The organism is Psychrobacter sp. N25K4-3-2 (genome assembly GCF_015351755.1).
Lineage (GTDB): Bacteria > Pseudomonadota > Gammaproteobacteria > Pseudomonadales > Moraxellaceae > Psychrobacter > Psychrobacter glaciei.
In genome coordinates this window covers 43124-65267 of record NZ_JADKLX010000004.1, presented here as the reverse complement: position 1 = coordinate 65267, position 22144 = coordinate 43124, and the positions used below count along the sequence as shown (strand labels likewise).

The 22144-nt window shown below is 42.7% G+C and carries 23 protein-coding genes; 9 read left to right on the top strand and 14 right to left on the bottom strand.

Features of this window, described 5'->3' with window-relative positions; all coding sequences use genetic code 11:
• Position 1: 1 nt before the first annotated feature.
• Both IOD06_RS10945 and lgt read right to left on the bottom strand, forming a co-directional pair.
• A complete protein-coding gene (locus IOD06_RS10945) occupies positions 2-862 on the bottom strand; it encodes a thymidylate synthase (protein WP_194620926.1) in 861 nt (286 codons plus the stop codon).
• A gap of 63 nt (positions 863-925) precedes the next feature.
• A complete protein-coding gene (gene lgt / locus IOD06_RS10940; protein WP_194620924.1) occupies positions 926-1810 on the bottom strand; it encodes a prolipoprotein diacylglyceryl transferase in 885 nt (294 codons plus the stop codon).
• Positions 1811-2119: 309 nt separating this feature from the next.
• Between lgt and IOD06_RS10935 the strand changes: the two genes are divergently transcribed.
• Positions 2120-2938: an NRDE family protein gene (locus tag IOD06_RS10935; protein WP_194620923.1), complete on the top strand. Its 819-nt coding sequence runs from the start codon at positions 2120-2122 to the stop codon at positions 2936-2938.
• Positions 2939-3008: 70 nt separating this feature from the next.
• Here the strand turns inward: IOD06_RS10935 and IOD06_RS10930 are convergent, their stop codons facing one another.
• Entirely contained in the window at positions 3009-3530 is a 522-nt protein-coding gene (locus IOD06_RS10930; RefSeq protein WP_194620922.1) for an RNA pyrophosphohydrolase, read from the bottom strand.
• Positions 3531-4070: 540 nt separating this feature from the next.
• On the opposite strand from IOD06_RS10930, the gene IOD06_RS10925 reads away from it, so the two are divergent.
• Complete coding sequence (locus IOD06_RS10925) at positions 4071-4484, top strand: OsmC family protein (protein ID WP_010197896.1); 414 nt, start codon at positions 4071-4073, stop codon at positions 4482-4484.
• A gap of 14 nt (positions 4485-4498) precedes the next feature.
• On the top strand, positions 4499-4924 hold the full coding sequence (locus tag IOD06_RS10920; RefSeq protein ID WP_010197893.1) for an MAPEG family protein: 426 nt from the start codon (positions 4499-4501) through the stop codon (positions 4922-4924).
• Positions 4925-4972: 48 nt separating this feature from the next.
• Here the strand turns inward: IOD06_RS10920 and IOD06_RS10915 are convergent, their stop codons facing one another.
• The 7 genes from IOD06_RS10915 to IOD06_RS10885 all read right to left on the bottom strand — a co-directional run bounded on the left by IOD06_RS10915 (position 4973) and on the right by IOD06_RS10885 (position 11262).
• Positions 4973-5992: a tRNA-dihydrouridine synthase gene (locus tag IOD06_RS10915; protein ID WP_194620921.1), complete on the bottom strand. Its 1020-nt coding sequence runs from the start codon at positions 5990-5992 to the stop codon at positions 4973-4975.
• A 76-nt stretch (positions 5993-6068) separates the two neighbouring features.
• Positions 6069-7568: a UvrD-helicase domain-containing protein gene (locus IOD06_RS10910; protein ID WP_194620920.1), complete on the bottom strand. Its 1500-nt coding sequence runs from the start codon at positions 7566-7568 to the stop codon at positions 6069-6071.
• Between the two features lie 216 nt (positions 7569-7784).
• Complete coding sequence (gene tatC, locus IOD06_RS10905; RefSeq protein ID WP_194620919.1) at positions 7785-8642, bottom strand: twin-arginine translocase subunit TatC; 858 nt, start codon at positions 8640-8642, stop codon at positions 7785-7787.
• Complete coding sequence (tatB, locus tag IOD06_RS10900; RefSeq protein ID WP_194620918.1) at positions 8642-9340, bottom strand: Sec-independent protein translocase protein TatB; 699 nt, start codon at positions 9338-9340, stop codon at positions 8642-8644. The genes tatC and tatB overlap by 1 nt, the downstream gene beginning before the upstream one ends.
• 62 nt (positions 9341-9402) lie before the next feature.
• Entirely contained in the window at positions 9403-9672 is a 270-nt protein-coding gene (gene tatA, locus IOD06_RS10895; protein WP_189586058.1) for a Sec-independent protein translocase subunit TatA, read from the bottom strand.
• Between the two features lie 230 nt (positions 9673-9902).
• Positions 9903-10766 carry a phosphoribosyl-AMP cyclohydrolase gene (gene hisI / locus IOD06_RS10890; RefSeq protein ID WP_189586061.1) on the bottom strand — a complete coding sequence of 288 codons (864 nt, stop codon included), beginning with the start codon at positions 10764-10766 and terminating at the stop codon, positions 9903-9905.
• Positions 10767-10818: 52 nt separating this feature from the next.
• Positions 10819-11262, bottom strand: coding sequence for a thioesterase family protein (locus IOD06_RS10885; RefSeq protein WP_194620917.1), 444 nt, complete (start codon positions 11260-11262; stop codon positions 10819-10821).
• Between the two features lie 668 nt (positions 11263-11930).
• On the opposite strand from IOD06_RS10885, the gene rpmI reads away from it, so the two are divergent.
• From rpmI to IOD06_RS10860, 5 genes are all read left to right on the top strand, one after another.
• A complete protein-coding gene (gene rpmI, locus IOD06_RS10880; RefSeq protein ID WP_010197866.1) occupies positions 11931-12128 on the top strand; it encodes a 50S ribosomal protein L35 in 198 nt (65 codons plus the stop codon).
• Positions 12129-12278: 150 nt separating this feature from the next.
• A complete protein-coding gene (gene rplT, locus IOD06_RS10875; RefSeq protein WP_010197865.1) occupies positions 12279-12635 on the top strand; it encodes a 50S ribosomal protein L20 in 357 nt (118 codons plus the stop codon).
• A gap of 447 nt (positions 12636-13082) precedes the next feature.
• Complete coding sequence (pheS, locus tag IOD06_RS10870) at positions 13083-14138, top strand: phenylalanine--tRNA ligase subunit alpha (protein ID WP_194620916.1); 1056 nt, start codon at positions 13083-13085, stop codon at positions 14136-14138.
• An 82-nt stretch (positions 14139-14220) separates the two neighbouring features.
• Positions 14221-16647, top strand: a complete 2427-nt coding sequence (gene pheT / locus IOD06_RS10865; RefSeq protein WP_194620915.1) for a phenylalanine--tRNA ligase subunit beta — start codon at positions 14221-14223, stop codon at positions 16645-16647.
• Positions 16648-16892: 245 nt separating this feature from the next.
• The gene (locus tag IOD06_RS10860; RefSeq protein ID WP_010197859.1) at positions 16893-17192 is read left to right on the top strand and encodes an integration host factor subunit alpha; all 300 of its coding nucleotides are present in this window, start codon (positions 16893-16895) and stop codon (positions 17190-17192) included.
• Between the two features lie 223 nt (positions 17193-17415).
• Here the strand turns inward: IOD06_RS10860 and IOD06_RS10855 are convergent, their stop codons facing one another.
• Positions 17416-17772: a hypothetical protein gene (locus IOD06_RS10855; protein ID WP_194620914.1), complete on the bottom strand. Its 357-nt coding sequence runs from the start codon at positions 17770-17772 to the stop codon at positions 17416-17418.
• Between the two features lie 511 nt (positions 17773-18283).
• Here IOD06_RS10855 and IOD06_RS10850 point away from each other — a divergent pair.
• Positions 18284-19171 (top strand): neutral zinc metallopeptidase, encoded by an 888-nt coding sequence (locus tag IOD06_RS10850; RefSeq protein ID WP_194620913.1) that lies wholly within the window; start codon positions 18284-18286, stop codon positions 19169-19171.
• 136 nt (positions 19172-19307) lie between these two features.
• On the opposite strand, the gene IOD06_RS10845 is transcribed toward IOD06_RS10850, so the two are convergent.
• The 3 genes from IOD06_RS10845 to trxA all read right to left on the bottom strand — a co-directional run bounded on the left by IOD06_RS10845 (position 19308) and on the right by trxA (position 21966).
• Positions 19308-19541: a hypothetical protein gene (locus tag IOD06_RS10845; RefSeq protein ID WP_194620912.1), complete on the bottom strand. Its 234-nt coding sequence runs from the start codon at positions 19539-19541 to the stop codon at positions 19308-19310.
• Between the two features lie 294 nt (positions 19542-19835).
• On the bottom strand, positions 19836-21104 hold the full coding sequence (gene rho / locus IOD06_RS10840) for a transcription termination factor Rho (RefSeq protein ID WP_010197854.1): 1269 nt from the start codon (positions 21102-21104) through the stop codon (positions 19836-19838).
• Positions 21105-21639: 535 nt separating this feature from the next.
• A complete protein-coding gene (gene trxA / locus IOD06_RS10835; protein WP_010197853.1) occupies positions 21640-21966 on the bottom strand; it encodes a thioredoxin in 327 nt (108 codons plus the stop codon).
• Positions 21967-22144 lie beyond the last annotated feature (178 nt).

Below are 22144 nucleotides of genomic sequence, written 5' to 3'. Positions count from 1 at the left end.
GCTATACCGCAACTTTTGCTTTGATAGCGGGATGGGATTCATAACCTTCAACGCTAATATCGTCATAATTGAAGGCAAAAATGTCATTGACCTCAGGGTTAAGCGTCAACGTTGGCAGTGTATATAGCGAACGCGTCAACTGTAACTCAACCTGCTCACGATGGTTTTGATAGATATGGCAATCACCACCTGTCCAGATGAATTGGCCTACTTCTAGACCACATATTTGCGCGACCATATGGGTGAGCAAGGCATAGCTGGCAATATTAAATGGCACACCTAGAAATAAATCTGCTGAGCGCTGATAGAGCTGGCACGACAGTTTATTGTCCGCGACAAAGAATTGAAACATGGTATGACAAGGCGGTAAGGCAACTTGATCTGCTTCGCCAGGGTTCCAACCAGACACAATCAAACGGCGTGAATTAGGGTTGGTTTTTATTTGTTCGATAACTTGGGTGATTTGATCGACACCATCCGCATGGTAATTGCCGTCTTCATCTTTGGTTGCGCCATAATTGCGCCATTGATGACCATAGACAGGCCCTAAATCACCAGCAGGACGATTAAAGCGAGCCGTCTGCTCTGCAGTAGCCCATTCATTCCAAATGCGTACGCCATTGGCTTGTAAATAGTCAACGTGAGTACTACCACTTAAAAACCAAAATAGCTCATAGGTGATGGATTTAAAATGGACTTTTTTGGTGGTCAATAGCGGAAACCCTGACGCTAAGTCAAAGCGTAGCTGCGCACCAAAGTGGCTGAGCGTACCAGTGCCAGTACGATCACCTTTTTCAGTGCCTGTGGTCAAAACGTGTTTGAGCAAGTCTAAATAGCCCTGCTCATTATTGTTATTGATCATAAAAATACTCTTTTGCATTATTAAAATGCATTGTCAAAACCGATACTCGACTAAAAATACTGCTTAATAAGCAGCTTGCTTACCCCAGTCATAGATGCCGCGTTTGTAGGCATAAATTAACAAGACAAAGCCAATGATTATCATCGGTGCGCTTAGTATTTGCCCTTTGGTCATCCAGCCTAACAAAATGAATCCTTGGTCGATGTCTGGCTGACGAAAGAATTCAATAATGAAACGGCTAAAGCCATAACCCAACATGAAAATACCTGTCGCTGCCATACGAGGGCGTGGTTTCGATGAATACCACCATAAGAATAAGAATAGCAATAGACCTTCAGCAAGCGCTTCATATAGCTGTGAAGGATGACGAGGTAACAGATACTGACCATTGACTTCGGTCATTAGCTCTTGCAGCTCAGGATTGGTCTGTAACTGCTGCATATCGAAAGACGCGGCTTGCGGGAAGTACGTCAACCAATTATAGCCGCCGTCAGAGACACGGCCCCACAGCTCACCATTGATATAGTTGCCAATGCGCCCAAACAATAAACCCGTCGGTACGCACGGCACGACAAAATCCAGTACTTGGAATGGTGTCTTTTTATACTTACGAGCAAAATATAGCATACCAAGCATGACGCCGATCAAGCCGCCATGGAATGACATACCGCCTTCCCAGACTTTGAAGAGATAGGCAGGGTTTTGTAGCAATTCACCAAACTGATAGAACAAGACATAGCCGACACGGCCGCCCAAAATGACGCCGAGTGCACCAAAAAATACTAAGTCAGAGACCATATCAGTGGTCCAATTATCGCGTTTGCTGCTGCGATACCATGCCAGACCGAAAGCGGTGGCAAATGCCAGTAAATACATCAGCCCATACCAATGGACTTCGACGGGTCCAATTGCTAATGCTACAGGATCGTACTGAGGATGAATCATCATAAGGGCATCATAATATTGATAATAAAGTGCTGACTATAATAGCAAAATTCGTCCCTTGCGAATACTATGATGAGTAAATGGATGATTGAATGAATAGCAAAGCGATAAAAAAACCGATAAGATGAAAAAATCGCATTAATTTCTGAGGAATCATCATGCATCTACATTTATCAACGCCACCGCTTTTGAGTGACAAAAATCAGAAATAACGGCTGATGAGATCTGATTAGCAAATAAAACCTTAAACGACATCTTTTACCTTTGCTAACAAGTACTTGTACAACAGAAAATTATTATAAAAGGAATGCTATGTGTATTGTCGCCATTGCTTGGCAGTTATTTGATGAGTTGCCATTGGTATTATTGTCTAATCGTGATGAGTTTTTGCAGCGTCCAACTGAGCCGCTACATCAATGGTCTGATCAGCCTATTTATGCTGGCCGTGATAAGCAAAGCGGTGGTACATGGCTAGGTATTCATCAAGAAAAAAAGACAGAATATCATGAGCAGAATGGACGTTGGGCTGCGGTATTGAACTTTCGTGATGGTGTGCAGGCAAGCAGTGATGAGCGCTCACGTGGTGCGCTCGTGACAGAGTTTTTAACAGGAGATTTAAGCCCGATGGATTTTGCCCGAAGTATTAATCTGCAAGATTATGCTGGGTTCAATCTTATTATTGGTGATACGGCACAAGCCGTCATCGTTAATAATCGCGGTCATGCACCCACACCATTACATGCAGGACTTCATGTCATCTCTAATGGTCAGCCGGAGGAAAGTTGGTTTAAAACAGAGCGTCTACGTGGCAGGCTGCGGCAAGAAGTGCTACCCTTGATTGCTGAGGACAGCTCGCCTAAGTACTGGCAAGAGGCTGCTTTTACTGTATTGTCAGATAATACGAAAGCACCAGTGGACCAACTACCAGAGACGGGTATGAGCATTGAGATTGAGACCTTGTCTTCCGTTTATATCGAGCCTGTTGCTTTTGGCAATGCTGAAACCAGCAAACCCACTTACGGAACACGGACTCAAAGTATTTTAACCTTACGCCAAAATAGGGCATCAGACAAACAAACTACTGCTGAACTTATCAGCCATAAATACAATCATCCTGCAAATCCCAAATAAAAATGCCCACATTAATATCTACGTTTTTTAGATATCAATGTGAGCATGTGTTTTGTATTAAACTATCTATTTACTCCATTAACAAGTGATTGTCTTGCTCAGGAATAATAAGCTCTTGTCTAAGTGGTAGTTCGCGTGCCAGTTCTTGCAAGGCGCGACGATATACTCCGCGTTTAAAGTGAATCACTTGTCCGAGTGGATACCAGTAGCTGACCCATTGCCAATGGTCAAATTCCGGTTTTCCCTCATCAAAGCGGATGTGTTGAGTATTTGGCTCATCTAAGCGCAGCAAAAACCACTTTTGTTTTTGCCCAATACATAAAGGGTGCTGTCCATGACGGACATAGCGTTTTGGCAGGCGATAGCGCAACCAATCTTGCGTGACTGCCAATAAGTCCACATGACGCGGATGTAAACCGACCTCTTCCCAGAGTTCGCGATACATTGCATCCATCGGCGTCTCTCCACGGTCGATGCCGCCCTGCGGAAATTGCCAAGCGTTGTGACCAATGCGTTTTGCCCACAGAACTTGCCCTTGTGTATTTGCCAAGATGATACCGACATTGGCGCGAAAGCCGTCTGCATCTATCATGACTAAACCTTTTAATATGTCTAAAAATAGCTTATTCCCACATAACACCGTGACAGCAATCATAATTATTATAGGGTGACTGTTATCGATATCAGGCAAAAATAAGATTCATTACCGTTATTAAACCAAGAAACAAGCAAAATGTGTAACAGTATTTTGCTATAAAATGTTTCATGAGTTTAATCCTTTAAAATCAGTTAGTTAGAAATGGATTTTTGTAAGCCGATTTTAGGCATTATGAAGACAAACTTAGGTCACAGTAAAAAAACTGTGTTCAGTATAAGTCTGAAAGTCTGGCTAGCGAAAGTGCACCCTCGAAAACAGACTCACCGAGTGCTCATGGCGATAATCTCACACGAATAATCTAGGGCGTGTTCTCGCTTTGAATTCATTTAGATCATTATCGATCGAATGAAGGGCGTATCCTAAGACAATGGCTGTATAAAATCTCGCTTTGGCTTATGCTACACTAGCCAAGCGGCATATCTTTCAAACAATAAAAAATAGGCAATACGTCAATTAAAATAAGGAACATCTACAATGTCAGAGTCAAAAGCAAGCGTCACATGGCAAGAGAACAAAGCCTTTATGGGCGTGTCACCATCAGGACATAATGTACAAATAGATGCTGATAAAGAAAAAGGTTCAAGCCCGATGGAGCTGATCTTACTAGGGCTGGGTGGCTGTGCAAGCTACGATGTGGTAGCGATTTTACAAAAGTCACGCCAAGAGGTGACAGACGTGCGTTGTGAACTGACCGCGCAGCGTGCCGAAACTGTACCAGCAGTATATACCGATATCCATATGCACTTTGTTGTGACAGGGCAAGATATCAAAGACAAGCAGGTTGAGAAGGCCATTCATTTATCAGCAGAAAAATACTGCTCCGCCAGTAGAATGTTGGTACAAGGTGGGGTGAATATTACCCACGATTTTGAAGTGATTGCAGGGTAGGGGCAAATAGAACAATGAATGTATTTTTTGGGTTAATCCCTGATACAGCAGCGTCAGCGATCTGGGCGATGGTGGTAGCAAGCTTATTGCCATGGGCGGTATCAATAGTTGCAAAAGCATCTGGCGGCTTTAAGTTCAGAAATAATGCGCATCCACGTGATTTTTTTCAGCATGCGACAGGGGTTGCAGCACGAGCTAATGCTGCACAGCAAAACAGCTATGAGACTTTGCCTATATTTTTGGCCGCAGTAATAACAGCGATGCTATTTTTTGTACCTCAATCGATTATCAATGTATTGGCTTGGCTATATGTGTTGATTCGTATCGGTTTTTGCGTGGCTTATATTACTAATTTGGCGATGTTTCGTTCTATCCTTTGGGCGTTATCGATGGCTTGTTCTTTGATGCTATTCTATCTAGCTATTCGGGTGAGTGTTTAGCGTTATTTGTTTCGTTAAGGTGCCAGTTTGAGAGAGAGGCAGTTATGATTATCGTACACTCATTCGTAGTGCACTAATGATAACTGCTTTATTTTTTTCTCGTTTGATACTGTCCCATAATATTTTTGCCTCGCTATAACCTTTGGTGAGCATCGCGAGCCACTGCTTGTAACGACCAACCAATATCACTTCAGTTTTAGCCTGACCTTCCAAAAATTTTATCTGATGTGCAATTAAATCTTCCCATGCTAAAACAGTCAACGTTTCTGCATCATCGATATTGGCATCAACCTGTGCAATTAAGTCGGGACGGGTAACTGCACCGCGACCTAACATCAAATGCTCTGTACCTGCTTGCGTCATACAGTTCTGTGCATGCTCTGCATTCCATATTTCGCCGTTGGCAATGACGGGAATATCAAGCGCATTAAAGCTTTGAATCTTGTCCCAATAGGCTGGCGGCTTATATCCTTGGGTTTTGGTTCGTGCATGAATGGTCAGCCAATCAGCACCACTGTCGTTAATCGCGCCGCGAATATCATCCATGCGACTGGTATCGGTATAGCCTAAACGTATCTTAGCCGAGACTGGAATGTCGGCAGGTACCGCTTGACGCACCGCACTGATAATTTGATACATGGTTTCGGGTTCATCCAGTAATACTGAACCACCACGATGGCTGTTTACCGTTTTAGCAGGGCAACCAAAATTGATATCAATGGCAGGTGCACCAAGCGCACAGGCATATGCCGCATTGTCTGCCATGAGTTGCGCTTCACTACCAAGTAACTGGATATGAATCGGTGTGCCGCAGGCAGTCTTGGCATCATGACGCAACTCTGGAACGTATTTATAAAATACATGCGCGGGCAAGACATGCTGAGTCACACGGATAAACTCGCTCACTGACCAATCATAGGGACGATCTAAATCTGCCGCAATCTGCGTTAGGATTTGTCGCATTAATGGATCGGTTAGCCCTTCCATTGGCGCAAGTAAGCGGACAGGATTGGCAAATAACTGACGGATGGTATTTTGACGTGCTTGAAGTTGCTGACTATTATTCATGCTTGTTATTCACTGCTAAAAGGTCGTTATAAAGAAAGGTAGACTAAGAATTCAAATTGACAACTACGAAGAGGGATTAAGTATTGCCAAAAATCACTTTTTTGCCTGTCTGTAAGCCTGATATCAAGTCTTTGATATTATGGATGTCCAAATTACTCTGCGCACGTGTACAAGCAACGTAGAGCAAACGCAATTCTTCTGGGCTTATCTTGACGGCATTGGTGGTGACATCATAATAAAAATCATCGTCTAACTGTACCTTTCCCCATTCAAGCCCTTTGGCCTTGTGAGCCGTTGAGATAACGTAGTCGGCATTTTCGATGCTAGTCAAACTATTAACTGCTTGGCTTAATACATTGGTGCCATGATCATCGACCAACTTGACTAGAGTTTTGAGATCGCTGCCTTCGTTGGTTTCAGCATATTCTTGTACATCAGACCAGTTATAGAAATATGCCAGCTCTGGCACACCATACGCCGATTTGCCATTTTTTAAGTTTTCGGCGGCCTGACAGAATTTCAGCATACGCTCGGTATCGGCTTGCAATGCCACGCGGTGTCCTAGCTTAAGTCCGGTCAATAGTTGCGACATCGCAGCGGCATTGGTGCGGCATAGAATGGCATCTTTTTTACTATGAACCATACCTTTTTCAGTAGAAGACTGCTTGTTAGGATTGCCTTTTAATGGTACCTCTTCTTGCAATGCTTTGAGTAAAGTGTTGGCAACCTCAGCAATCGGCTCACCGAAACGAAACGACTGCGTCAATAATGTTTGCGGCAATGGCAGTTTTTTCATCGCATTAACTGCGCCGCGCCACTCGTAAATCTGCTGGTGCGCATCGCCGACATAAATGACTTGCCGTGGTTGCTGCGTCAAAATTCCCATCATCAATGGGTCAGCATCTTGCGCTTCATCAAACAAGATAAAATCTGCTGGAATGCTTGGCTTAGATAGCGCCCAAAGTTTGAGATAAATATCATGCCCGATGCCAGCAGGGTGACGTGCATCAATCGACTGTAACCAACGTTGCTCTACGGCAGGGTAGAGCATCTCACGTAATTGCTCTGCATCAGAATCATCGAGCCAACTCGGAAACAATATATGCCTTGGTGCCGGATAGCTGGCATGCGTACTACAAAAGTTGCTGACTGCATCACTAACGAATCGAGCTAATCTCGCAGGCGTGAGCGTAATGTATTTATTAATGCCATCCATTTGCCGGCGTACTTGTACCGGTTGCAGGCCCAAGTCATCACCAAGACGCTTGGGTGAAAAGCGCGGTAAAGACAGCTTGGCAGTAATATCACGGGCGACATGCCGATAAGCAAGCGAATGAAAGGTGCGACATTCCACATGGGATGGAAACTTTGAACGAGCATCATTGGCAATTGTTTTGTTAAAGGCTAAATATAAGCCGCGTCCACGTAGGCGCTCACCGATTAGTTTTAGCGTCGTGGTTTTACCGGCACCCGCATAAGCGACCACTTTAAATGATTTGTGATCCATCGCCATATTAAGCGCGCTCAGCTGCTCATCAGTGGGATCGCTCATATAAGCTGGCATAGATGCGGACATAATAAAGCTACCTAAATACAAAAATTGATTAAAAACAAAAGGGGCAAAAAAAGCCACTGGGTAAACAATGGCTTATAGATGATGGTGATGCTAAAACGTGATAGTAAGCAATCAGCTGACTAATGAGGCAAGAATAAAACGGTGTAATGGTAGTTTAACGCATAGCTATATGTAATCAATAACTTTATTTTAGTCTGGATTAGACTGATAAGTGTTTTACTCTTTGTCTGTCGATACGAGAGTAGGACTAGACTTTTCTTTGATTAAGATTTTTGCTAATAACAGGCCCAGCTCAAACAATAGCCACATAGGGATGGCGAGTAATAACATCGACACGCCATCGGGTGGTGTGACGACTGCAGCCACGGCAAAACAACCAACGATAATATAACGACGTTTATCTTCTAGAGTCTGAATGGAGACAATCCCCACCAATATCAATAGTAAGGTGACAACGGGAATCTCAAAAGTCAGGCCAAACACCATAAATAGTTTAAGCGCAAAGCTTAAATAGCTATCGATATCCGTCATTGGCAAGACGTTCTGCGGGGCAAACATGATAAAGAATTTTAAGACGCCTTTCAGCACGATAAAGTAAGAAAAAGCCACGCCCGCATAAAATAAAAAGATAGACGACATCAGCACAGGGATAGCGATTTTTTTCTCTTTTTTATATAACCCAGGTGCGACAAAAGACCAAATTTGGTACAAAATATAAGGCATAGCAAAGAAGGCGGCGACAAAGACAGTCAGGCGTATTGGTGCCATAAAGTTAGAGGTAATATCCGTGGCAATCATCGTCGAATTGGCGGGTAGCTGCGCGACTAATGGATCGGATAAGAAATTATAGAGCTCGCGTGAGAATCCAGCCAAGGCTAAGAATATCACTAACACTGCCACGCATATTTTGATCAGATGCGAGCGTAGCTCAATCAGGTGCTCAGTGATGGGCATATCAGCCAATGAACTTAATATATCACCAGATTTCTCGTTACTGGCTGTCTCAGTTGTTTTTTCTAAATCTGCATCGGCAATTTTTTCTTGACGACTTTTTTTGCGCTTAAATAAATTCATCAATCAGTCTCCTGCTTATTGACAGAAGCCTGTGTTTTTAAAGAAAGATCTAAATAGCTGTTTAATAAGACATCGGCTTTATAGTTTGGTAAATAGGGCGGCTGTGGCAAACGACGCGCTTTATCATAAGCGCCCAAACGGAACCACATATTTTCCCACGGTTTGGTGGTGATGATTTGAGTAATTGGTTGAATATTATCACTAGAGGCAGTTTTTGAGGTTTCGTCGTCAGTACCATGTTTCAATAATTGCTCAGAATCTGCTAATTTTTCGTCTTGCCCGTAGGCGTAGTCAAACGCCTTTGGCGTGACAGGTGGCGTGTTTTTTTGATCGCTAGCATCTTGCTGATTATTGCTTGTTTTATTATTGCGATCGTCAGAGTCTAGGTCATGCGTGGCTTTCAGAGTCTGGTTTTGTGAAGACTCAAATTCCTGCATACTGCCACGCATTTCTGCCATCTCACGCCGCATTTCTGCCTCAGTTTCACGGATTTTAGCCAGCTCTTTTTGCATTTGTTGCCGTGTTTCAGCTAGGTCTAGCTCAGCCTCTATTTCAGACTGTAGGGTAGAGACTGTACGGCGAATTTTGGCATACCACTGCCCAGCAGTACGTGCTGCTTGTGGCAGTTTTTCTGGGCCCAAGACAATTAAGGCAATGACGCCAAAGAGGAGTAATTCAGAAAACCCAATATCAAACATAATGGTTGATTATCACTATCTAGATGCCAGCAGTATCATACCCAGCACTATACTTGGTATTATCAATGGTGCTTATCGTCAACAGGTGCAGTATTGATATCGCTATCCTGCACCTTACTGGTTGCCGCGTGATCTGTTGGGTGTGCATTGCCATCATGGTCGAGAACTGCATGCTTTTTGGCATGCTCTGTATTCTCATCTTTGACCGCTTCTTTAAAGCCTTTGACGGCACCGCCCAAATCCTTGCCCGCATTTCTAAGTTTTGAGGTGCCAAATACGACCACCACTACCACCAATAATATCAGCCAATGTGTAATGGAAAAACTGCCCATAATGATATCCTTAATGTCTTGATTGTAATATCTATATATGAATGCTTTTATGTTATAGAATATTGATCTGTTAAACAAAAAATATAGATAAAAGATGCGAAGCTAAAAGAGTTATATTATAACCTGCCATTGTGACAAAAAGGTGAAAGCAATCATAATCAAAACAAGTAGAGATTTGTTTTACGACTTCGCCCGTTATCTTTACTGGATTAACTTTACCGTGTCACAATTTATCGCGAGGCCTTTTCGTCGATGCCTGATAGCCCAAAGCGACGACCCAGCTCGTTTAACACAGCATCCGACTCTATATCGAACCACGCTAGCCCCACCAACGTATGAAACCAGACATCGGCAACCTCATAAATGAGCTCATGACGAGCCTCGTCATATTGTGCTTTGTTAGTTTTCTCATCGCAATTGGCAAAGTCTTTGGCAGCGATAATGCTTTCTGTGCTTTCTTCGCCCACTTTTTCTAGGATTTTATTCAACCCTTTTGCATATAAGCTTGCCACATAAGAGCTGTCGGCATCCGCTTGTTTGCGCTCTGCCAATACGTTATCAAGCTGCTGTAAAATGGAGGTGTTACCTGTTGCGGTATTATGATCTTCAACTGCGTTATTCGTACTATCCGCATTCATAGCATCATTTGTATCAGTATTATGGCTGTGAGAAGTAGCGCCAGACGCTTCAGAAGATTGATAAATATCTGCTGGGTCTTTTAATACTTTATCGACGGTTTGCCATTCAGGGGTCTGCCCAGACAAATCCAAACGCTGATAAAAGCAAGACTCGCGACCAGTATGACAGGCGATACCACCAGCCTGAGTCACACTCAACACAATCACATCAGCATCACAATCTAAGCGAATATCATGGACAGTCTGAGTATGCCCTGATGATTCGCCCTTATGCCACAGCTTGGCACGTGAACGTGAAAAATACACGGCAGTTTTTGTTTGTGCTGTTAATTGAAGTGCTTCAGCATTCATCCAAGCCATCATCAAAATGCGCCCTGACTCGTGATCTTGAGCAATCGCAGGAATCAAACCATCAGCGTTAAACTTTATGGCAGTTAGCCAAGCAGGTAAAGTCATAATCTGTCTATCGTCTTATAATTAGGAAGTGGTCATTAGTCAGTAAGAAAAGTTAAAGCTCGAATAAATGCGGATATAAGGCTTTCTTAATCGTGTTATCCAGCGTGGTTATTTTATTTAGGCGAAAATCATAATTGACAAAATGCTGCCTTGCCTTTGCTACTATTTCGCCATTGTGCATACGCATGGCTTTGAACACAATATTGCCACCATTATCACATAATGGCTCAACGCCGACCTCAAACAAAAGCTCTTCACGCGCCCGTACACAGCTAAAAATGCTCAGCTGTAGCTTATTAATAATCAAGCCTTGATGATCGGCATTGATCTCTTTAATCCCTTTAGAGTATAAAAAGCGCTGCATTGCTTCAGTCAGTAGGGCAGTCAATGATTGCAGTGCTAAATGTTGACCCATATCAATTTCGGTATTGCGCACCCGCATCACCGTTTCAAACACAAATATTCCGTCATCAAAGTTTAGTTCTTGGTTTGACAACGTCGTCTCCTAGAGTGATTGTCCATAATCATTTGTTCTGTTGAGCAATTGGCAAGCTAGCTGAATAGTTAAAAATAAACATGCATCGTATGATCTACGGTCAGTAGATGCAGTAATTGGCGTTGTTTATTGGCACTTAAAATGTTGCGACGCTCAGTCTCTACTTAAGCACAGCTTAAACCGAGATTCAATCTATTTACAAAAAAATTCGTGGTTTATGAAGCTTTATAGAGATTTCAATAATGTATGGTGCTATCGAACACTATTCAATAGTACCTGACATGAGTTTTTATCCAGCAACAAACATGAAATGAGGCAAAGAGCGCTGAAGCCTTGTGTCTGGTTTATGGTAAATAATTGATCGTGGCTGCATGGTTATTAGCGCTATTTTATCTTATTCATATCTTATAAATTAATGGTAGCTAAAAAAGAAAGGTTTTTATGACGCTTAAAACGGCTAGGACATGTACTTTTGTTAAGACGAATGACAAGCATGAATTGTCTATTAGAAGAGGGCTGAAACTTTACTTGGCAAAATAGCACACTATCTGCTAAAATAGCGCCTCCCACCTCGAGGCAAATAGAGGTCTAGTGGTTGTTTTTAAAGCCACTATTCATTCTAACTATTTGACGACCAGGTTCTATTAAAGACAAAGAGGCAAATCATCATGAAAGTTAAGATGAAAACCAGAAGCGGTGCAGCTAAACGCTTCAAAAAAACAGCAAACGGCTTCAAGCGTAAGCAAGCAAACAAAAGCCATATCTTGACCAAGAAATCAGCTAAGCGTATTCGCCAGTTGCGCGGTCTTAAGATGGTGGACAAGTCTGACGAAGCAGCAGTTCGTCGTATGTGCCCATACATCTAATAGCCTATCGTCATATGTATTTAATCAAGCGCTGTTTAATTCATAGCTACTTAGTTAAAAATATTTGACCTTGCAATTTGATAACGATGTCTACTATTTGATGACATCGTGATTCGTTTAATAATGATTAACAATATCTTGGAGTAATTTATGGCCCGTGTAAAACGTGGTGTACAGGCGAATCGTCGTCACAAAAAAATCTTAAAACGCGCAAAAGGCTACTACGGTGCCCGTTCACGTGTTTACCGCGTAGCGGTACAAGCAGTGACCAAAGCTGGTCAATATGCTTATCGTGACCGTCGCAACAAAAAACGTACCTTCCGTCGTCTTTGGATTGCACGTATCAATGCTGGTGCACGCTTAAACGGCTTAAGCTATAGCCGCTTTATCAATGGTATGAAAAAAGCCAACATCTCAATCGATCGTCGCGTACTTGCTGACATCGCTATGCATGATGCAGCGACTTTCACAGCATTGGTTGAAAAAGCAAAAGCGGAACTAGCATAAATATTAACTATCCTTTAGATATTAAATAGATATAACGCTTATCTGATTAAGCATCTAAACGAATAGGACTAATATTGATTAATAGGTCGATATTAATAAAAGCTACCGCTGGTCGGTGGCTTTTTTTATATTAAATTATTTTACGACTAATTTTATTAATGCTTAAGCTTCTTGTGCTTTTCGTGATATTGCACATTTAATCGTCTAAATATTCAAGCCATTCACATAACTGGTATTTATTTTTTGTTATTCGAAAGTAGTTAGGTACAATTAGCGAAACACAAGTAGTTAATTAAAAATCACTAATTACGAGCAACTAATTGAAAGTAGCTAAATACGAATAACTAAATACGAATAACTAATTAAAAGTAACTGGGTAAATGGTTTGCAATATTTGGTCAAATCCCTACAATTAATAGTCTGTTTAAATCAGGAATGATGCGTCTTATGACTACCCCTGTTGCCACCAACGATTTGTCGGCGCTACCGACCTTGTCTTCAGAGCTCAATGAGCTTAATGAAGCTCAGCTAATTGAATTTGCCAGTGCTGCTGAATCTTTAATCTTACAAGTAACTGATGCGCGTGTGCTGCAAGAGTTGCGTGTGCAATTGACTGGCAAAAAGAGCCCATTAACCGGCTGGTCAAAGCAGATGGGTAAGCTCAGTGCTGACGATAAAAAAACTTACGGCGGCTGGTTACATCAAGTGCGGAGCCGTATTCAAGAATCGTTGACCAATCAGCAGCAGCAGCTGGAAGTCGCGGCATTAAATGCCAAGCTTGCAAGCGAGAGCATTGATATTACATTGCCTGCTCGCGGTGGTCAAAAAGGCCATTTGCATCCAGTGACCATGATTACCCAGCGTATGCAGCAGTATTTTATACAAGCAGGTTTTAACGTCGCCACCGGCCCTGAAGTTGAGAGCGATTACTATAACTTTGAAGCACTAAATATCCCATCGCACCATCCTGCACGCGCGATGCACGATACATTCTACTTTGATGCGCATTATTTATTGCGTACGCACACCAGTCCAGTGCAAATTCGCACCATGGAAAAGAATGAACCACCGATTCGTATTATTTGTCCCGGTCGCGTCTATCGTAATGACTCGGACCAAACCCATTCGCCGATGTTCCATCAGTTAGAAGGGCTTATGGTTACTGAGTCGAGTACCTTTGCTGAGCTAAAAGGCTTGATTAGTGAGTTTTTAGAAGCTTTCTTTGCCAAAGAATTAACCGTTCGTTTCCGTCCGTCATTTTTCCCATTTACTGAGCCTTCTGCAGAAGTAGATATCTTAGATGACAATGGCAAATGGCTTGAGGTCATGGGCTGCGGTATGGTGCATCCACAAGTGCTGACCAACTGCGGTATTGATGCCGAAAAATATACGGGCTTTGCCTTTGGTATGGGTATTGAGCGCTTTGCGATGCTCTATTATGGTATTGATGATTTGCGCCTGTTTTTCCAAAACGACGTACGCTTCTTAAAACAGTTTGGCTAACGTTTCCCTCGTTGATATAACAGGTTAATACGTCATCCTTTATTCTAAAGTCTTTATTATAAAATTCTGATCCGAGATATTTATGAAAATTAGTGAGCAGTGGCTACGTCAATGGGTAAACCCCAACAATACCAGTGAGCAGTTGGCCGAACAACTCACCATGGCAGGGCTAGAGATTGATGATCGCTATGCGGTCGCCCGTGCCTTTAGTGGTGTGGTCGTCGGTGAAGTCGTCAGCGTCGAGCAACATCCAGACGCTGATAAACTGCGAGTTACGCAGGTAAATATCGGTGAAGCTGAGCTGCTACAAATCGTATGCGGTGCGCCTAATGTCTACGTCGGTATGAAAGCACCTGTTGCGACCGTTGGTGCAGTGCTCCCAAGCGATGACAAGAAAGGCTTTAAAATTAAAAATGGCAACCTACGTGGTGTCGACTCTAACGGTATGCTCTGCGGTGCTTCTGAAATTGATTTAACCGATAGCATTGATGGTCTTCTTGAGCTACCAGCTGATGCGCCGATTGGTACAGATATCCGTGAATATCTGGGTCTAGATAACCAAATACTGGATATCTCTATCACACCAAACCGTGGTGATTGTTTTAGTGTCCGTGGTATTGCGCGTGAAATATCAGTCATTAACGACTTGCCTGTACAGATGCCAGAAATTTCTGACAATGTAGCGGTTGCTGATAATGGTGCTGATACTGATACTGATACTGCTACGCCAGCGGTAACGGTCAATGCAGTTGAGGCGTGTCCACGCTATTTACTACAATCAATCAGCAATATTGATCGTAGCATTGATACCCCAAAATGGATGCAAGATGCGCTGGTTCAGTCAGGACTACGTTCACACAACTTTTTGGTTGATGTGACCAACTACGTATTGATGGAATTGGGTCAGCCACTACATGTTTTTGATGCCGATACTATCGAGGGCGATATAGTTGTGCGTTTGGCACAGCCTGCTGAGACCATTACCTTGCTGAATGAGCAAACCATTACCTTAACGGGCGATGAGTTGGTGATAGCTGATGATAAAGGCGCTCTTGCGCTTGCCGGCATCATGGGCGGTCAGCGTAGCAGTGTGACTGATAGCACGACTAATATTATTGTAGAAAGCGCTTTCTTTGGTCAGCTTGCTATTGCTGCACGTGCACGCCGTTTTGGTTTGCATACTGATGCCTCACAACGCTTTGAGCGTGGGGTAGACTTTGAGTTACCTGAGCTGGCACTAGCACGCGCTGTTGATTTGATTACTAGCGTTACTGGCGGTCAGGCGGGTTTTATAGTAAAAGCAGAAAATACTGAGCACTTGCCAGCCCGTGCACCAATCACTTTGCCAATCGCTAAAGTCCGTGATGTTATCGGTATTGAGATTGACCCAGCGGTTATGGTGCGTATCTTAACCCAATTAGGGTTTGAGGTAGAGCAGCAAGCGGATAGCCTTATTTGCAAGCCGCCTTCTTATCGTTTTGATATGAGTATTAAAGAAGATCTCATCGAAGAAATCGCTCGTATCTATGGTTATGACAATATTCCAAGCGTCCTGCCGCACTTGCAGGTAAGCATGGATTATGATGATACGGCAGACTTGACGCACGAGATGAAGCTAGCACTGGTCGATAATGGCTATATGGAAGCGATCAGCTTTAGCTTTAGTGATGCAAAAATAGAAGCGTTACTTGATGATGAGGCATTAGGAGAAGTATTGGCATTAGCCAATCCTATCTCTAGTGATTTAGCAGTGATGCGTCGTACTTTGCTATCAAGTTTATTGCCTTGTGTACAATACAATCTCAATCGTCAGCAGCCACGCGTACGTTTCTTTGAAACAGGTCTGAGCTTTGTTGGTCAAAGTATTAGTGATTTGGTACAGACGCCAAGTATTGCATTGGTCGCAGTCGGTGATATTTGGGATGAGCAGGCTTATCAAAACCGTGCGCTAGACTTTTATGACCTTAAGCACGATATCGAGCAACTGCTACCAGCGCAAATCGATAGCATGCGTATCCGCTACGAGCGTAGTGAGCTTGCCTTCCTACATCCGGGTCAAAGCGCCAAACTATATATCGATGATGCGTATGTCGGTTGGCTTGGTCAATTGCATCCTAATACGGCCAAACAGCTAGACTTACCGGCTACTTGGGTTGCCCAATTATCACTTGCACCTTTGCTAACGCTGGCTCGTGAACAGCAGGCGATTACCACGCCAAGTAAATTCCCACAAGTACGCCGCGATATTGCCATTTTAATAGATAGCGAAATCAGTTTACAGGCATTAGAATCGACGATTCGTGCTGCCGCAGGTGAGCTATTGACTGATCTATGGTTATTCGATGTTTACCAAGGTGATAAAGTACCAGCAGGTCAGCGCTCATTGGCATTTGCGTTGATATGGCAGGATAGATCGCAGACCTTGTCTGATGAAGCTGTGAAAACAGCGACTGACAAGGTGGTACAAGCACTAACTGAGCAACATGCTGCAAAACTGCGTGACAGCTAACACACAACATTCATAATAGCCTATGCTCTGTAGCCTTTCTTGTTATGAGGCTATAGAGCATTGCTATTTATAAAGATTGTTATCTTAGATAAAATTTTATAAAAAAAGTTAAGTGGTTATTAACAAAGGATTTTAATTCAGACTTTATTAAAAGAATAACAAAAAACCTTTATACTAACTAAGCTTAACCCTCATACCGCTAAACCATGATATTCGACATCACGACATAGCATAGGAGTCGTACTGTGAGCACCTTAACCAAATCTGACATGATTGAGCATTTGATGAGTCATCTTAACCTGACACGCCAAGAAGGCCGCTGTTTGGTAGAGAATTTTTTTGATGAGTTGTCAGAGAGTTTGATTGATGGCAACGAGGTCAAGCTTTCAGGCTTTGGCAACTTCGAGCTTAAAGATAAAAGTAGCCGTCCAGGACGCAACCCTAAGACAGGAGAGCCCGTGGCTGTATCAGCACGCCGTGTGGTCACCTTTAAAACGGGGCAAAAATTTCGTCAACAGGTTGATGAGCGTCTATTCGATGAATAGCTGTCACTCATTTCTATAAAATTCTGATCAGTGAAAGATCTTATAGTGTCGCGATGATTTTTCTAAATCAGTGTGCGTTGTCTATAGCTGTCAATGCAAAGTGTGACAACAAACATTAAATCTTCTAGCCCGTTATCAAATATATTAAATAATAGGCATAAAAAAAGAGAGCATAGGCTCTCTTTTTTTTACTACAGTATGTCTATCGTTGGATACGATAAAATTACTGAGCTGGTTCTTCAACAACAACTTCGTCAGATGCTGCAACAGCAGTATCAGTTTCGCTAGCTACGTCTACGCTAGTAGTAGTACCGTCTACAGGAACTTCAGCGTCCATTTCGTCAGTAGCAGTTGCAGCTTGTGCATCAGCGATATCAGCTTCAGCGCCGGCAACAGCAGCGTCAGCATCAGCAGTCATTTCGCCTTCAGCAGCAGCTTCGTTTAGCTCTTCTGAAGCGTCTTGCACTTCTTCTTGCGCGTCAGATAAATCTTCAGCAGCGTTTTCTTTGTTGCTGTCACAGGCAGTTAGGCCCATAGTTGCAGTCATGATACCAGCTAGAGCAAGTAATTTAAGTTTCATAAGGTTTTCTCCGGGAAAATGAAATGAGCAGTAGCAGCAGCAAAGGTTGAATGTCCGAGATGTCTCAGAATTCAACTAGTCTTAGTCACAGCTACTCAGCTTCCACGCATTCTATATGTTTTCTTTTCAAATGAAAAGACCCTGTACAATTGAGTAACAATAAAATTGTAAAAAGTATTTTACATAGCTTATCTAATATAATTTTTAATACAACAACCTCAATTAATCGACGTATAATTAATGCAAATCGAGCCATTTTCGTAATCAATTGGCGAACATGATGGTGTGGCGTTTCCACTTAACTAGATTCTATTAAACAAGTTTTACTAAATAAAGCAGGTAACAGGTTAATTGCTTATTAGAATGGAAGGATAATCAAAGACTAGAAAAACAGCGGGTAGGTGAGGCATCTATTAAGCATGATTAATAGCAAATCGAGTTAACAACTAAACAATATAAATAACTACCCATGCGCATGGCAGGGTGTATCGTATGTTTCGGGAGTAAGAATATGAAATGGCAAGGCAGACGAGGTAGCTCTAACGTACGCACGAGTAGCGGTGGTGGCAAAATGATTGGCGGTGGTATCGGCGGTATTATTATCGCGGGTATTTTGTGGTTAGTATTTGGGGTTAACCCAATGACCGCTTTACAGACGGGCCAAGTAGTAGCAGGTGGCGGTAGCAATACTTCAACCGAGCCGGCGACCAGTGACGATCGTGATACGCAGTTTGTAAAAGTAGTGCTAGCCGACACAGAAGAAGTGTGGCATCAAATATTTAATGAAGGCGGTAGTACTTATCAAGAGCCGTCATTGATACTGTTTAATGGACAAGTCAGCTCGGCTTGCGGTAGTGCCAGCTCTGCAACGGGTCCATTCTATTGTCCAGGAGACCAGACGGTCTATCTAGATACTTCTTTCTTTGTGGAAATGAGGCAAAACCTTGGTATTACAGGTGATCAACAAGGATCAGGTAATAGCGAAAACCAAGGAAAAGCGGGAGATTTTGCGCAAGCTTATGTGATCTCGCATGAAGTTGGTCATCATGTGCAGACGCTATTGGGTATTAGCCAACAGGTTAATGAAGCTCGTCAGCAAGTCACGCGTGCAGAAGCCAATAAGCTCTCCGTGTTGCAAGAGCTACAAGCTGATTGCTTCGCGGGTGTATGGGCGCAGCGTAATCAAGAACGTGTCCAGTTCTTAGAAGCGGGCGATATAGATGAAGCCATCAATGCAGCCAGCCAAATTGGTGACGATCGTTTGGCGCGTGCGAGTGGAGGCGCGGTAGTCCCTGATAACTTTACCCATGGTACCAGTCAACAGCGTGTTCAATGGTTCACTCGTGGTTTGGAGAGCGGCAATGTGCAGACCTGTGATACCTTTAGTGGGGCGTTATAGACGGACTGGCTTTTGACCAATAAACCAAATGCTAAACACAAAAAAGCCTGCAATTGATTGCAGGCTTTTTTTGTCTTAAAACATTCTAGGCAGAGTTATGCGTATACAGAATAAAAGCAGTTAACCTAATTAGAGATTATCTGCTGTTATTTAAAATATAAGCACCAGCACCGCCTATTGCAGCACCACCAAGTGCGCCACGAGCGATGTCTTTGCTATCGCCGCCACTTTTGATAAGTGCACCAGCAGCAGCGCCAGCAGCAGCACCTTTAGTCGTGTTGCTCAAACCACTGTTGTATCCGTTACAGCCACCCATAATAAGAGCCGAGCTAGTAAGTGCAGTCATTGCAAGAGTTTTAGCAAATTTCATAATGTCACCTGTTGAGTCGTTAAATTTAAAATACAATATACATGATATTTTCGAAGACGTTCTACTATTTCCTATAGTAATCGTTTAGTACCTTTCTAGTCGTGGTAAAAACGCTAATCTTTGCAAATGTACTGTAAAGTATGTTGCCTCACTGTATCGATGGTAGCGCCTTTGCTTAGGATTATTGTATTTAATTCAATAATACGCTAACTGTTTTCGTGTGCCCTAGTTTCTTTAGTTATAAAAAAAGACCGCTTAGAAGCGATCTTTTTTATAATAGCAGTGATAAGACGATTAGTTTTGCGATTTACGTTTCATTTGCTCAAAGAATTCATCATTGGTCTTCGCTTCTTTTAAGCGATCCAATAAGAACTCAGTGGCTTGTACGCCATCCATCGGTTGTAGCAATTTGCGTAAAATCCAAACTTTGCGCAATTTATCTTCATCAAGCAGGCGCTCTTCGCGACGAGTGCCAGATTTTTTGATATTAATCGCAGGGAAGACGCGTTTTTCAGCCAAATCACGCTCAAGCGTAATCTCTTGGTTACCGGTACCTTTAAATTCTTCAAAGATAACACTATCCATCTTACTACCAGTATCGATAAGGGCACTGGCAATAATCGTCAAGCTACCACCTTCTTCAACATTACGTGCGGCACCGAAGAAACGTTTTGGACGTTCCAGCGCATTGGCATCTAGACCACCGGTCAGTACTTTACCCGATGAAGGAATGACAGTGTTATAAGCACGTGCCAGACGAGTAATAGAATCAAGTAAGATGACAACGTCTTGCTTGTGCTCCACCAGACGCTTGGCTTTTTCGATGACCATTTCGGCAACCTGTACATGGCGCTGAGGTGGCTCATCAAAGGTCGAAGCAACCACTTCACCGCGTACCGTACGTACCATCTCGGTGACTTCTTCTGGACGTTCATCGATTAGTAGTACGATTAGATAGCACTCAGGATTGTTACGAGTGATGGATTGGGCAATGGTCTGTAGCAACATCGTTTTACCGGCTTTTGGCGGTGCGACGATAATAGAGCGCTGACCTTTACCAATTGGAGCAATTAGGTCGATGATACGACCAGTCAAATCCTCAGTAGTACCATTACCTAGCTCGAGCTTTAGTTGCTCAGTTGGGAATAGGGGAGTCAAGTTCTCGAAGATAAGCTTATGACGTGAGCGATCTGGGGTATCAAAGTTGATTTCACCAACTTTCAATAGCGCAAAATAACGCTCAGAATCTTTTGGCGGGCGAATGGTGCCAGCGATACTATCGCCAGTCTTTAGGCTAAAGCGACGAATTTGGCTGGGGCTGACATAGATATCATCAGGGCCTGCTAAATAAGAGCCTTCTGAGGAGCGTAAAAAACCAAAACCATCAGGGAGAACCTCAAGTACACCATCACCGTAGATGGCTTCACCGTTACGAGCATGGGTTTTTAGGATAGCAAAGATGATGTCTTGTTTACGGCTACGCGCCATATTATCAAGACCCATTTCTTTGGCGATGGCCAATAGCTCGGCGATTGAGTTTTTCTTTAATTCAGTTAGATTCATAGATAGGTCATTAGCAATTGGTCAGATGAGAGATGCCATTAGCAGCACGAATCACGATATTGATTAAAACAACGATTGTAGGGCGATAGAGGGTGTGGGCACAGAGCTGGATTTATGTAGTAAAAATTTTATGTGTCAGCTTACGTACGCGTTGCGGGTTTTGCTGCAAGGTCATAAGAAATGAAGATAAAGAAGGCCACATAAGAGTCTGCGTCAAAAACTCAGTATCAGTAATTGTGTTTAGTCATTTCGTTCAGTAATGGTGTTTATAATGACGATTGTGTTTTTGTTGATAAACACGAGGAGAATAGCGACAAGATACTTAGGAAAACCGTTAGTTTTCTCTTGTCAGCAGACTATACGGTTTTCATAATGGCATTGTCAATAATTTTTGCTAAAAAAGTCATATAATTGCGGTTTTTGCATAAAAAACAAGCAAAAAAGCCATTACCTATACAAGATAATGGCTTTTTCGATTAATCTGGCTTTCTGTGCATTTGCAAGTATTTAAGTGAGTTAAAACCAGCAGTATCACTTATAGATGTTTATCTATTACTTTAGCCAATTCAGCTTTTGGTTGTAAACCCATTACTGAGTCGACTTTTTCGCCATCTTTAAAAACAAATAGCGTTGGGATGTTACGAATACCAAAACGGCTGGCTGCTTGTGGGTTGTTGTCCACATCAACTTTGACGATTTTGATTTTGCCTTGATACTCAGATGCTAGGTCTTCTAGAATAGGGGCAATTGCTTTACAAGGACCACACCATGTTGCCCAAAAATCTACCAATACTGGTACATCTGATTGTAGGACGTCTTGGTCAAAATTTGCATCGGTGGTGTTAACAATAAGGTCTGACATAGTTTTTCTCTCTTGTTTTATTATTTCTATCGCTACTCATCTACATGCATATTGGTTTAATAATAGATTGGTCAGTAGCTAAAGAAGCGTTAAGAAGTGGTGAAAATGTGCCATTATATTAACATGTTTGCCCAGATTTGACAGATACAGGCCGGTTAAATTGCTCAACAATTACGAT

Excerpts from the sequence above, each read along its gene's own strand:
- pheT (WP_194620915.1), top strand. The coding sequence starts at position 14,221 with ATGAAAATTAGTGAGCAGTGGCTACGTCAATGGGTAAACCCCAACAAT.
- IOD06_RS10935 (WP_194620923.1), top strand. The coding sequence starts at position 2,120 with ATGTGTATTGTCGCCATTGCTTGGCAGTTATTTGATGAGTTGCCATTG.
- IOD06_RS10855 (WP_194620914.1), bottom strand. The coding sequence starts at position 17,772 with ATGAAACTTAAATTACTTGCTCTAGCTGGTATCATGACTGCAACTATG.
- rpmI (WP_010197866.1), top strand. The coding sequence starts at position 11,931 with ATGAAAGTTAAGATGAAAACCAGAAGCGGTGCAGCTAAACGCTTCAAA.
- rplT (WP_010197865.1), top strand. The coding sequence starts at position 12,279 with ATGGCCCGTGTAAAACGTGGTGTACAGGCGAATCGTCGTCACAAAAAA.
- tatB (WP_194620918.1), bottom strand. The coding sequence starts at position 9,340 with ATGTTTGATATTGGGTTTTCTGAATTACTCCTCTTTGGCGTCATTGCC.
- IOD06_RS10920 (WP_010197893.1), top strand. The coding sequence starts at position 4,499 with ATGAATGTATTTTTTGGGTTAATCCCTGATACAGCAGCGTCAGCGATC.
- IOD06_RS10850 (WP_194620913.1), top strand. The coding sequence starts at position 18,284 with ATGAAATGGCAAGGCAGACGAGGTAGCTCTAACGTACGCACGAGTAGC.
- trxA (WP_010197853.1), bottom strand. The coding sequence starts at position 21,966 with ATGTCAGACCTTATTGTTAACACCACCGATGCAAATTTTGACCAAGAC.
- tatA (WP_189586058.1), bottom strand. The coding sequence starts at position 9,672 with ATGGGCAGTTTTTCCATTACACATTGGCTGATATTATTGGTGGTAGTG.
- tatC (WP_194620919.1), bottom strand. The coding sequence starts at position 8,642 with ATGAATTTATTTAAGCGCAAAAAAAGTCGTCAAGAAAAAATTGCCGAT.
- pheS (WP_194620916.1), top strand. The coding sequence starts at position 13,083 with ATGACTACCCCTGTTGCCACCAACGATTTGTCGGCGCTACCGACCTTG.
- rho (WP_010197854.1), bottom strand. The coding sequence starts at position 21,104 with ATGAATCTAACTGAATTAAAGAAAAACTCAATCGCCGAGCTATTGGCC.
- IOD06_RS10930 (WP_194620922.1), bottom strand. The coding sequence starts at position 3,530 with ATGATAGATGCAGACGGCTTTCGCGCCAATGTCGGTATCATCTTGGCA.
- IOD06_RS10925 (WP_010197896.1), top strand. The coding sequence starts at position 4,071 with ATGTCAGAGTCAAAAGCAAGCGTCACATGGCAAGAGAACAAAGCCTTT.
- IOD06_RS10910 (WP_194620920.1), bottom strand. The coding sequence starts at position 7,568 with ATGTCCGCATCTATGCCAGCTTATATGAGCGATCCCACTGATGAGCAG.
- hisI (WP_189586061.1), bottom strand. The coding sequence starts at position 10,766 with ATGACTTTACCTGCTTGGCTAACTGCCATAAAGTTTAACGCTGATGGT.
- IOD06_RS10945 (WP_194620926.1), bottom strand. The coding sequence starts at position 862 with ATGATCAATAACAATAATGAGCAGGGCTATTTAGACTTGCTCAAACAC.
- IOD06_RS10915 (WP_194620921.1), bottom strand. The coding sequence starts at position 5,992 with ATGAATAATAGTCAGCAACTTCAAGCACGTCAAAATACCATCCGTCAG.
- lgt (WP_194620924.1), bottom strand. The coding sequence starts at position 1,810 with ATGATGATTCATCCTCAGTACGATCCTGTAGCATTAGCAATTGGACCC.
- IOD06_RS10845 (WP_194620912.1), bottom strand. The coding sequence starts at position 19,541 with ATGAAATTTGCTAAAACTCTTGCAATGACTGCACTTACTAGCTCGGCT.